This is a genomic window from Photobacterium kishitanii (genome assembly GCF_000613045.3).
Classification (GTDB): domain Bacteria; phylum Pseudomonadota; class Gammaproteobacteria; order Enterobacterales; family Vibrionaceae; genus Photobacterium; species Photobacterium kishitanii.
In genome coordinates, this window is record NZ_LN794354.1 from 100,813 (window position 1) to 113,194 (window position 12,382).

Annotated in this window: 8 protein-coding genes; 5 read left to right on the top strand and 3 right to left on the bottom strand. The window is 35.0% G+C overall.

Going from position 1 to position 12,382, the window contains the following annotated elements:
* The first annotated feature begins 142 nt into the window (after window positions 1–142).
* The 4 genes from PPBDW_RS22715 to PPBDW_RS22955 all read left to right on the top strand — a co-directional run bounded on the left by PPBDW_RS22715 (window position 143) and on the right by PPBDW_RS22955 (window position 5,176).
* Window positions 143–1,186: an SGNH/GDSL hydrolase family protein gene (locus PPBDW_RS22715; protein WP_036788704.1), complete on the top strand. Its 1,044-nt coding sequence runs from the start codon at window positions 143–145 to the stop codon at window positions 1,184–1,186.
* Window positions 1,183–3,285 carry a methyl-accepting chemotaxis protein gene (locus tag PPBDW_RS22720; protein WP_036788707.1) on the top strand — a complete coding sequence of 701 codons (2,103 nt, stop codon included), beginning with the start codon at window positions 1,183–1,185 and terminating at the stop codon, window positions 3,283–3,285. The genes PPBDW_RS22715 and PPBDW_RS22720 overlap by 4 nt, the downstream gene beginning before the upstream one ends.
* A gap of 977 nt (window positions 3,286–4,262) precedes the next feature.
* Window positions 4,263–4,673 carry an H-NS family histone-like protein gene (locus PPBDW_RS22725; protein WP_036788710.1) on the top strand — a complete coding sequence of 137 codons (411 nt, stop codon included), beginning with the start codon at window positions 4,263–4,265 and terminating at the stop codon, window positions 4,671–4,673.
* 359 nt (window positions 4,674–5,032) lie between these two features.
* Entirely contained in the window at window positions 5,033–5,176 is a 144-nt protein-coding gene (locus PPBDW_RS22955) for an aldolase/citrate lyase family protein (protein WP_081045158.1), read from the top strand.
* Window positions 5,177–6,361: 1,185 nt separating this feature from the next.
* Here the strand turns inward: PPBDW_RS22955 and PPBDW_RS22735 are convergent.
* Entirely contained in the window at window positions 6,362–6,541 is a 180-nt protein-coding gene (locus PPBDW_RS22735) for a hypothetical protein (RefSeq protein ID WP_156312929.1), read from the bottom strand.
* A gap of 569 nt (window positions 6,542–7,110) precedes the next feature.
* Here PPBDW_RS22735 and PPBDW_RS22740 point away from each other — a divergent pair.
* Entirely contained in the window at window positions 7,111–7,428 is a 318-nt protein-coding gene (locus PPBDW_RS22740) for a hypothetical protein (RefSeq protein ID WP_036788712.1), read from the top strand.
* Window positions 7,429–9,261: 1,833 nt separating this feature from the next.
* Here the strand turns inward: PPBDW_RS22740 and PPBDW_RS22745 are convergent.
* Together PPBDW_RS22745 and PPBDW_RS22750 are read right to left on the bottom strand one after the other, a co-directional pair.
* The gene (locus tag PPBDW_RS22745) at window positions 9,262–10,254 is read right to left on the bottom strand and encodes a hypothetical protein (RefSeq protein WP_036788714.1); all 993 of its coding nucleotides are present in this window, start codon (window positions 10,252–10,254) and stop codon (window positions 9,262–9,264) included.
* Between the two features lie 8 nt (window positions 10,255–10,262).
* Window positions 10,263–11,477: an AAA family ATPase gene (locus PPBDW_RS22750; protein ID WP_036788716.1), complete on the bottom strand. Its 1,215-nt coding sequence runs from the start codon at window positions 11,475–11,477 to the stop codon at window positions 10,263–10,265.
* Window positions 11,478–12,382: the final 905 nt, after the last annotated feature.

The following is a 12,382-nucleotide window of genomic DNA, read 5'->3' on the forward strand; positions in this document are numbered from 1 at the left end:
ATCTTGTCAACGCAGATATAGCATCTACGAATTCGAATAAGGTAACAGCATAACAATGTCTTTGTCATCATTTCTAAAAAACACTTAACACCTTATATCATGTAAATGATTATTACTACTCACATTAACCTATAAGAAAAACATGAAAAAATTCACCTTAGCAACTCTTGTTGCGCTCATACCTCTTTATGCTCACGCAGCGGACTTCAATACCATATCAAACTTCGGTGACAGTCTGTCTGATATCGGTAACAAGCATATGATTACTGTCGATATGAGTAATAAAACCTCAGGAAAAATTGGCATTCGTGCCCCTAAACCATATTCCAACGGCCACTTCAGTAATGGTCCTGTCTGGACCGAATATCTAGCCAATTTTCTTACGATGCCAATGCCGACTCGCGCCCATGGTAAAATTGAGAGCAATGTAGTTCTTAAAAATAAAGACAACAAGCTTATGATCTATCACTATAAAAGTGCCGCTCTATTAGGTACTAATTGGTCTGTTGGCGGTGCAATGTCAGGTATGGGGGATTTTATCGATATTGATGCCACTAATGGTTTCACCGCCTATTCAGGCCTTGATGTTCTATCAAATAGTGGTCAACAAATTAAACAGCGTATTGCCAACAAAGGCAAATTCAATGGCAACGAGCTGGTCACTTATATGAGCGGAACCAACAATCTGTGGTTCACTCTATTCGGTACTCTCAACCAAACGGGTGACAAAGCAGCATCCTACGCTGTTACAGATATAAAATCCTTAATTGACGCCGGTGCCAAACATATTTTAGTGGCAAATATTCCAAATTTTATTAATGCACCATGGTTCTCAGGTAAACAGGACGCAACGGCCAAATTTATCCAGTTGCATAACCAAGCATTAAAAACAGGATTAGAAAAGCTGGCAGCAAACCATCCTAATATCGACATTTTCTATTTTGATACTTTTGCCTTATATAATCAGGTAATTAATGATGTAAATAATCATGGTGAGTACCGTGATGCCAAGCTGGATATTACGATCACTAACGTGACTAATTCGGCATATAACTACACCACAGGAGCAGTTATTGCTCAGCCAAACCATAATTTATTCTGGGATGGACTTCATCCAACAACCGCAATGCATAAAATTATCGCAGAGCATGCCGCAGATCTTATCAAAACTGGGGAGTCATTGTGATTTCACTTAAATCCATACGCTATCAAATCATCGTTGGCGCCGCAATCTGTCTCTTTATTTCGCTCATCGCGATACTGCTGGTTGGCTTAAAACATTCCAACCAACTTGAAAAGATGGTATACAACAAAACGTATACTTTTGCAGATCAACAACTGACCAAGGTATTAGAAGATACCAGTAAATACAGTGCAGAGCAGGTCCAAAACCAGCTATCTGTAGCGATGAATTCCGTTGAAGCTCTAGCCAGTGTCGTATCGGGAATGGCAAGCAGCAATAACGGTCAACCCAAGCTCAGTCGTAAAGATCTGTCACTGGCAGTGCGCGATCTTCTAGCAAGTAACCAAAAGTTTCTAGGAGCCTATATCGCTTTCGAACCCAATGCTTGGGATGGAAAAGATGCTCGTTACGAAGCTATCGATGGTAAAGGCCAATTCAACGTGTATTGGACCCGAGGCAGCGATAACCAACTAAAAGCATCATCGGTTGATTCCGATCGATTTTATGACCAGGATAAAACCAAAATAGGGACTCGCGTCAGTGAATGGTACCTCTGTCCACTAGAGACAGGTAGTACCTGTTTGATCGACCCATGGGCATATAATGTTCAGGGCAAACAGGTGTTAATGACCAATATTGTTACTCCGATTAAAGCCAATGGCAAAACTATAGGCATGATTGGCATCGATTTATCGGTAAACTTTATTAATAAGCTAGCACTTAACCTGAAACAAAATCAATTTGGTAAAAGCTCTCATATCAGCATTATCACTTATCGTGGTGTTATTGCTGGCGACACTAATTCTGACGCCGAACTCGGTTCTGTAGTACCAAACTGGAACCAGAAAAAATCCCAATTTCAAGCAGACAAACAGTCATGGAACTTTACTGATAAGACCTACACTCTAGTGACTCCGATTAAAGTAGGAAACACAACTACCCCATGGACGTTATCGATTACGATTCCTAAAGCTACTCTTTTTGCTAACATTTATGGATTACAAAAAGAGTTAAAAGCATCATTCAGTAATTTTCTTAACGCTCAATTAATAGCGGGTCTATCAATTTCTGTCTTAGCACTCATCTTCCTCTACATATTAGCTAAACGTATTTCTACACCGATCCAACAAGTAGTCAATATTGTTGAGAAGCTCGGTCAGGCTGGCGGTGATCTAACCTACCGTCTAGATGTAACAAGAAAAGATGAAACGGGCGCTCTAATGAATGGCCTGAATATTTTGATGGCGTCATTACAGAGAATGATCCACGATATCGCTGGCTCAGTCGATCATTTAAAATTATCAGCAAATCGTTCAGCGACTATTGCTGAAACATCGCATCAAGATGTACAACAGCAGCGTCAGGAACTAGAACAGGTTGCGACCGCCATAAATGAAATGGCCTCTACTGCCAGTGAAGTCGCCAATAATGTTGCCACTACCGCAAGTTCAGTTGAGGAAGCAAACCAAGCCATTACCCGTTGCAGTGATGTTGTCAATGATAGCGCCTGTGTCATCAATAAGTTAGGCGAGGAAATGGAACGTTCCTCTTCAACAATTATTGAACTAGAAGCTCAGAGCTACCAGATTCGAGGTATTCTAGATGTTATCCGTAGTATCTCCGATCAAACCAACTTACTAGCCTTAAATGCCGCGATTGAAGCTGCACGCGCTGGTGAATACGGTCGTGGTTTTGCCGTCGTTGCTGATGAAGTACGTCAATTGGCATCAAAAACGCAAAACTCCACTGAAGAAATTCAGCAGATGATTAACCAGTTCCAAGGCCAAATAAAACTGACAGCAGATACTATTGCAAATGGCAGAACTTTTACCCATAACAGTATCGAGAGCAGTAAAACAGTCGTCTTAGAATTAGAATCATTGATGGTTTCCATATCAACCATCCAAGATATGATGTGTCAAATAGCCACTGCTTCAGAAGAACAATATCAGGTAACTGAAGATATCAATCGTAATATCAATGCCATTACCGATATAACTATCAAAGCCGCTCAAGGCGCCGAAATATCAAACCAAGAGGCGCAAGGGATCTTAGAACAAACTAGTGAGGTTGAAGATAAGCTAAACAAATTTAAATATTAGCATTAATTTAATCTTTTTTGGCAGCGACTGAGTCGCTGCTATTTTAAGCTCTAACAGCTCAATATAACATCCAAATACAAAAAATCATGAGATGACTTTTCAATTACTCAATAATATTAATGTAATTAATTGTGATAAAAGATCCTCTCAATAATGACCATTTAACGATAAATCTATTAATAGAATCTGAAAGTTAACTATCATCAGACATAGAAATGATCACTTTCACGAGTTTTAAATACCACTACTTAATATAGATTTTTTCGAACTCTTGTTGATACAAATCTAACTCCATTAGGAGTTCGGGTAATTTGCATTGAGCTTCCGAAATTATTGCCTCTCTAACTTCATTTAATTTTATCAACAACTTACAACGAATATTATTGGTAATCTCATTACGTAATTTATACTCTTGCTCCATAACCATCCCATTATATAATTATGTTTACACTATGACTTATCGATTATCACTGTACCTAAAAACAGTCAAATTTTACTATGCTTAAGTAGTTTATAGTATTAACAGCTACAATCAACACGCAGATACAGCCTCTAACGATAAAAATCCGCGCTATAAACGATCTCAATAAACTTTCTTATATAAAACTCTATCGAATAAAATAATTTTATAAGTATTTATCAACTCTAATAATTACATTAAAAGCTTTAATTACTAACAAGGGTTCCTTGCCAGTATAAAATCCTAATTATCACCGTATAAATGATCGATACAATCATCATCTCAGAAAAACCAACTATACCAAAGGAGAATACTAAATCATGCATTAAACAATAATTATAGCAATAAGCCTTACATTAACTGCAACTAATGATCACAAACAATAGCCATTATGTGCTTTTTTTGTTCTATTCTTATTTTATTTAGAGATATTAAATCGAATATAATTCATCAACCATATCAAGGAAATCATCTTTTATTGTAAAATACAAAATCAATCGATTAAGAAAAAGAAATCATGACAGACGCTATAAAGCTATTAATGGACATTCGTAACCTTCGTTCTTTTACTCGTGAATCAATGACGTTAGAGCAACTACAAGAGGCCTTAGATAAGCTGACACAAGTTGTAAATGAACGTATTACAGAAGAAGAACAAGAAAAAGCAGCAACCAAGGAGCGTGATGAAAAATTAGAAATTTATCGTCAAATGCTATTATCAGATGGTCTTACTCCTGAAGACCTTTTATCTATGCCAGATAAAACGCAAAAAAATCTTCGAATAAAACGTCCAGGTAAATATAAATATATTGATGATAATGGTAATGAAAAAACATGGACGGGACAAGGCCGCACACCAAAAGCTTTAAAAACATCTATAGAAAATGGTGCTAACTTGGACGACTTTCTTATTAAAGAAGTAGATTAAAGATAATATAATCCCAACATACTAAAAACCGTCCGCAAGGACGGTTTCTAACATAAAAACCACGAATATTACATTGAACTTAATCGCAAGAAACATCCCTGTCGTTAATACTATGAAACTTCGTCGTTCTATGCTTTTTTCCCGTACATAATGCTGCAGTAGTTCCAAATTCATTTATCGATACCATCATGTTTGATTTAGAAGACCGTTGCATTAGATCAAAAAGATACTGACGTCTTATTCTTTTTAATACATTCCCCCTCTCTTTACCAAAATATTAAAGCTTTGGCACGTATAAACTCTGTTGATTGTTAATTTGGTTTAAATAATGTTAATGCGGTCATTGCCGCAGTAGAAAAATTAGTTTAACGAGATTACTCGCAATAATTGGATCAACACAAGGGATCACGAATACAAAAGAAATAGCTTTTACATCTAAAAAATTAATTGCTATTGCTCTAGGCGCTAAAGATTATATTCGAGATTTAAAGACCAATAGATAGCCAGAAAGTATTGAATTACTTTTTGCTCGCTGCTCTATAGACCAAGCTGCTTGTGTTGCGGGTATTCAATATTTTTACTATCAATATTATAAGAGTTATTAAAATTAATAAGGCTACTCATCTTATTTAAATCAATATGTTGACACTCTCAAACAATATTATATGTACGCTCCTTTTGTTGTATTACAGACTCAACGGTTTGAGTTTATTGCTGGTCATTATTATTTAATAACCATTACTTGCATCAACCCTTTTCTGCTTAAAAAGCAATTAATCAAGTTGGAGCAATCGTTAGCTTATGCGCGCATAATGAACTTTAATATTATCGATAAATAATTTCGGCCGATATCGAAACAAGACATCGATTACTGGCTAAAGAGAATTTAATTTGTCCTCAATCAGCAAAAGATTGTTCACGAAATCAAACATATTCTTTATCTGATTTGCAAATAGCTATTCTAAGATCTTAGCATCATGATCAGTCAGCAAATTTATAGCTCGCACGTGAGTAACCTTTATAGCTATCAAAACCAGATGATTTTATTGGTTATCTTGCTTTCCATAACGTGGAATTGCCACCTAAGCCCATATTCAAATAGTGCTCATCAAGAGATAAAATAGCTACATTCCAAGATAGTGTTAATACCTTACTCCAGGGCATGATCTTTTTGCAAAAGCGATATTCAATTTAGGCTGCAGAATAATCGGGCTCAATTGTTATTAAATATTCGACCTCTTAACATACAAGCTGAACAAACAATACTTCAGGCAACTAAAAAAATTAATACTACTGCAGAATTATTTGTAAGTATCCAATAGCAAAATCGATCAGTATTCGTTTCTTAATATATCGATCTTCTTACCGAGAGTGAAAATAGAACTTACTGAAAAAGTTCAGCGTATGAACCCAAAGAAAAATAATACGCCGCTACGGTTATGATTATCGATTGATAACCCCATTCACATCAACCACGTTGAAAAACAAGTTAACTAATCACAACTGATCATTTTTCAGTTTCTTAAACAATAAGTTCTATCACAAATTTTAAGTTGAACAAGGTGGAGTTATTCTTCAAATAGAATAATCCTAATAGATATCTCACATAATATTAGCCTTTTATCAAAGTAATATTCATTGGTCGCTGCCAGTATTTCATTACTGCAAATTCGTTCTTGAGAGAACTCTTAATTTTCTTTCGCTAATACCAGCGCGACTCTTAATGCTTTGTTTTCAACCATAACGCTGGCTTCATATTTTAATCGTTTATAGAATCCAGAATAAGTTAATTTGATACTGATAATGGCATCAGAGTAACCGTAAACCATCACAAATTCATAATGGCTAGTATTATTTACCAAAATCAAATAAACAACATCGTCATATTTAATACTAGAAAGTAAGTCAAAATTTTATGATCGCCAAGCGACTTTGTCATGACACTAACTACCGAGGGGGATCTGACGAAACTCAATTAGCTTCCCCCTATAAAGTAGTTAATTAAACTTTAGAAGCAGCGAAAGATGTTCTATATAGATTCCAACTCCCAATTCACTGTCGATATCATCAGCAAAAGAGCAGCATTAATAGTGCTACAACCTTAATTAATACATCGTGGAGAACTGTAGAACCTCACCTAACTCGATACCGTAACAGCTACTGGTTCGTTGTTCATGATAATAGAGTCCACTCACCAGTTAATAAAATCCCAGATTCACTCAAAAAAGAGCTTCAAACCTCATACAAATTAATTAATTCAATTTAACCTGCAACATCTATCCGAATTGCTTGAAAAGAATGACAGGTTCGCTATTAAGTGTAAAACCTTGCAAGCTTGGGCGGACGATATCCATCATATTAAATGTGCTCAACGATATAAAAATCGAGTCAGAAAGTAGAGATCTAGTGCCTGTTTGATAGCACATTCTCCACTTGTTTGGATAACTGTCAGCTTGATATCACAGAGTTAATAGAACTTAGAAAATACCATGAATACGGTAAAGAGGTTTATCGAAAAATAGAAGCGTTAGAACTTGTTGAGCAGTTCGGTAGCATAGCTAAAGCAGCTCGAATCCTTGGCTACTTTTATACTGACCAAAAAATGATGGAAGAACAAAAACCAATCGTTCTTAAAATAATTAATAAGCCACATAAACGCAGTAAAAACCATATACCGGAGCTCGTTGAAGATAAGATTATCGAACTGACATTATTGGCTTCCATAGACATCAATACAACCGATGAAGATGCTTAAACAGCAAAATATTACGATGGAAATTACCACTACCAAAGCATCAGAAAGCTTAGAATTAATGAATATAGAAGTGTTAGTAAAATAAGTAAGATGATAACTAGAATATAAGAGCATGACAGAATCGGTTGGTATTTATCCCTCTGTCATGACAGAAGTATAATTAATAGAGGTTAACAGCATCAATGGCTAGCATTTACATATTTGAATATCTATTATTAAAAAAGGGGACATACAATCAGTATACTTTTCATAGCTTATAAAATTCTTACTTAACTAATATTAGATAGTTAACGATTAAAACAGACGATCAAAATTCCAATTTTGGACAGGCCTGACCCTTTTTGTCCAAATTCCAATTTTAGACAGGCCTGACCCTTTTTGTCCAAATTCCAATTCTGGACAGGCCTGACCCTTTTTGTTCTGATTACAATCTCAGCACTGACAAGCACCAATGGGGAATAGATCGATTTATTAAATCTTTTCTGATGATGTTTCAATAACGCTGTAATATCATGACCAGTTCATCAAATACATGGCATTTCTAGAATCACATAAGTATCGGACATGTTTTCAAAATAATGATCAATGTGTTACAACTTAAAAATATAAAAGCAAACAATCTCAAACAAGACACGAAGTGATAAATAGCCGTCATTCATACATCATCTCTGATTGTAAATATCAACATCTCACATCCACAATAGCAAAATATTTTTGGATTATTTAACAAGATAACAAAGAATTATTAATCTGCGTTTTTACTATCCAATCTCCGCCACAAAATAGACCTAAAATAAGTATAATTGTAGCTTTATATAAATATAGGAAAGATGGATTAGCAAGAGTATTTTCAATCAACATAAACACTTAAAAATTTATTTTGAGTTAGTTTATGGATAAAGCAATATCATTATGAGATCACTCATTTATCAAAAATACCTTATAGTGCCGTTATTTTACCGGTAGAGTTAACAAAGGAAGGTCATAGTCTTCAATCATTGAATACTGTTGTCAATAAGCACAACAATAGTTACTGAAATATTGAGGGAATAAAAAACATCTAACTCATACAGCGAAAGATTTAGAAAATCACGTAAAAATCCAATGGATAACTGCTGTATATTTAGCAGATTACGAAAGTGATGATGTAACTTTTACTTATGAGCAAAGCGTATCAATATTTATACCTTAAGCCAAACCAAAATGGGACTGAAAATAACGGCTTTCCTTATTTAAACAATGATCCCCCCTGAATTAAAATGGAAATCCTTTATTCTGCTATCCTTACCTAAGGAGTTACATTGCCTCAATTCACAGGGCTAAATTCTTCATGCTGGCTCAGGAAAATTAAGTCAAAATCATTAAAAACTAAATAGTAACCTCTCAATACAGGTAAAGATTCTTACTATACTAATGCACTTAATTAAAAAGGTATATCTGCGAAAGGGGATTAAACAACGACAAGTCAAGCATTTCAACAAAGGCATGAATCTACTATTCGCCCATCAAAATTTAATTACTACTATTAACTTTAAAATATAGAAGTGGAGCGGAGAACTGCAACCCAAGAATTTGAATCATTTCGAATGTGAAATAAGAGACTATTTGTGGGGTTATATAATGATAGATAAAAACCTTCACTCGGGAAAGATAACTTTTTATAAATCCGAGATGAATCAAAGAGTAATATTCTTCGGAAACTATATCAGCAGAATAAAAAACACTGCTGATATAGCTAATAACAAACATGCTCAACTTTATTGTAAAACCCTAAGTTAAACATTGGATATAAGATCTTTTCTCAAATCCATGAAAGAAGAAAATTGATTAATGTTATTTGTAATTAACAATAAGATCTTCAATCTGCTCTAAGAGTTCCTTAGGCATTTGACTTAACTTAAATGTTGTAACATCACCTTTAACTTCTTTGCTAGCAAACTTATTTTTATTTACTTTAATAAGAGACGTAATCTTCTTTTCCACGGGTATTACTGGAAAAAAAACCTCATTAATAAATTTCAGTTTTTCAGCTGACTCTTTATCTACTATTTCACTATCAGTACAAAGATTAGCTAAATCCGTAATCCCTTTTTCAACAGCCTGATTGACTAGTTCAACTTGTATAGATTTCTCTTTCTTATAAAAACTAGGAGTACTCTCTTTTACAGTTGATGCAAAATAGTTCTCAACCTTTTTAAGTAGCGCAAAGTCAGTGTGAGAAAGCGTACCAAAATCGAAAATAATATCTAACCAGCTTCGGGATAATTTTGCTATAACAATATAACGTTTTATCGTTTTTTCACTTATTTTATGTACGTCAGCGCATGCAGAAATATCAACATCATGATCACGCATATAATCAAGATAAAAAAGTCCTTGATCACGAGGAGAGTGTGGTTTCTTTTCACTCAACTTTTTAACTACTTTTAACCAATCAGCATAGCTAAGCTCATCTTCAGTAACTAAGTAAGTTAGATCGCATTGCTTTAGTTTTGCTTGATTCGTTCGACGCCACCCCTCTAATACATGCAACTTACCGTCAACTAATTGTGCGTAACAGTACTCTCGTTGTTGTACATGTAAATCATCTAAATCGGATAGATTTCTGGCATTAAGATCTTCAGTTGAGCGTGTATTAGCAACGTGTTTAACACAAATATCAGCAATTTTGTCACCTTTGATAGTTTCAAAGTACGACCAATTAACAACAATATCATCATCCAGTTTTAGTGGTTGAGGTAATGTACCGCCTTTCATCGCAGACGACACATGTAACGATGATCTGCTCAGAGAACCGCGACGACCAATGGGAGTATTTTTATTCATTCTAGTGCCTATTCTTCTTCTGAATTCATTTGACGTAGCGTTTCTATCTGTTCAAACGCAGAATATGCGAAATCAAATGCAGCTTCTCGCGCAGATTTTAGCGCTGCAGCACTGCCATCATAAAATTTAGGATTCGCCGAAATAGCTGTATTAAATGATTCACCTACGCGCTCAAAACCATCAAGTTTAGGTAGTGAAACATCTAGAAAATCAGCTCCAAAAACTTTTTTTGCCCAGCGTTGTGCTTCTTTATGATCGCTTTTATTTTTAGAAATTTTGGTCATGTAGCCAATATTGGCTAAATAATGAGGTTCGACACCACTTTCAAGAAGTTGCTCAAGTAAAACAGGCAGACGTTCTAAATATTTAAGCGTGGAATGAAAATCGACTTGAGCAGGTGGAACAGGTGTCATTAACAGATCAGCGCATGCTAAAGAGTTTAGAAGTAATGCATCTAGATGAGGACCAGTGTCAAGCAGAATAAAATCGTAATCATCGCGTAGTTTATCAATAAGATTCTGCTGCAATAATTCGTATGGATTCTTATTCGGCCAGTTTTCTGCACAGATCTCTAGCCAATCACTTGCTATAAAAGCATCTTCGATACTGGCCGGTAAAATATCGACACCATCCATACCAGTTGGCTTAATAAAATTACTCTTTAATTCAGCAAGACTAACATTTTGAAGTATAGCTTGCGCTGAACTGTTATCAATTTGGCCAATCGCAAGCGTTTCATCATTAAACATTGTTGCTGATGCTTGAGGATCTAAGTCTACAACTAAAACCCGAATATCTTCTTTGAGTAAATTATCGTGAGCACGTAGCCCATGCGCAAGATTAACAATAGATACCGTTTTGCTAACTCCACCTTTAAGGTTTGTAACAAACACAACAAAACCGCCACGATGACTATCACGATATTTAGCTACACCACGGTGTTCGTAAAGATTAGATACATCACGAATAGTTAAATTATATTTTTCGGTAGAGCCTGAAGGAATTTTAGGAAACACATAACCAGCAACTTCCATATCATGTATAGCATTATCAGCTTGAGCTCGCGATAGATTTGGCAGATCTTTTAATGAATGCTTAGTATAACGCTTCCAGTAATCTACAGCCTCAAACTCACGTTTTTTATCTGTAATATCAGTAGTTAACGATTGCAACATGCTACCAGCACGAGCTGCCATCCGTTTTGACTGTATCATGCTATCCATATGTAAATCCTATATAAGAATGACTGCGATTATGTAACTTTAAATAGAACATGTAACAATAAGTGATACATGTAAGTTTTTTGAATAAAACCATGATACTTACATACTACTATGAGTGCAAGTAAATAATTAACGGCCGTACGTCAATAAACAGGGAAAATTAAAAGTAACAATAGGAGAGAGAATAACCTGATAATATAACGCAGTGGCAATAACAAAATTTTAATCACAAAGACTTTATTTCCGCACATGATTAAAGTGAGTCTGAATGATAAAAACAGCGTCACTTTAATCATTAACTAATAAGCTTACTGCGGTGATTAAACTGAACATTCAGCCTCAATGATTAGGCACCCCCAACCAGTTGAAATCAAATAATATTTTATTTCAATGATTTATAAACACAACGGCTTCACTTTAATCATCAACGAATAAGCTTACAACGGTGATTAAACTGAACATTCAGCCTCAATGATTAGGCAAACATCAACCAGTTGAAATCAAATAATATTTTATTTCAATGATTTATAAACACAACGGCTTCACTTTAATCATCAACGAATAAGCTTACAACGGTGATTAAACTGAACATTCAGCCTCAATGATTAGGCAAACATCAACCAGTTGAAATTAAATAATATTTTATTTCAATGATTTATAAACACAACGGCTTCACTTTAATCATCAACGAATAAGCTTACAACGGTGATTAAACTGAACATTCAGCCTCAATGATTAGGCAAACATCAACCAGTTGAAATTAAATAACATTTTATTTCAATGACTTATAAACACAACGGCTTCACTTTAATCATCAACGAATAAGCTTACACGGTGATTAAACTGAACATTCAGCCTCAATGATTAGGCAAACATCAACCAGTTGAAATTAAATAACATTTTAT

Coding starts and splice junctions, on each gene's coding strand:
- PPBDW_RS22715 (WP_036788704.1), top strand. CDS start 143: ATGAAAAAATTCACCTTAGCAACTCTTGTTGCGCTCATACCTCTTTAT.
- PPBDW_RS22725 (WP_036788710.1), top strand. CDS start 4,263: ATGACAGACGCTATAAAGCTATTAATGGACATTCGTAACCTTCGTTCT.
- PPBDW_RS22745 (WP_036788714.1), bottom strand. CDS start 10,254: ATGAATAAAAATACTCCCATTGGTCGTCGCGGTTCTCTGAGCAGATCA.
- PPBDW_RS22750 (WP_036788716.1), bottom strand. CDS start 11,477: ATGGATAGCATGATACAGTCAAAACGGATGGCAGCTCGTGCTGGTAGC.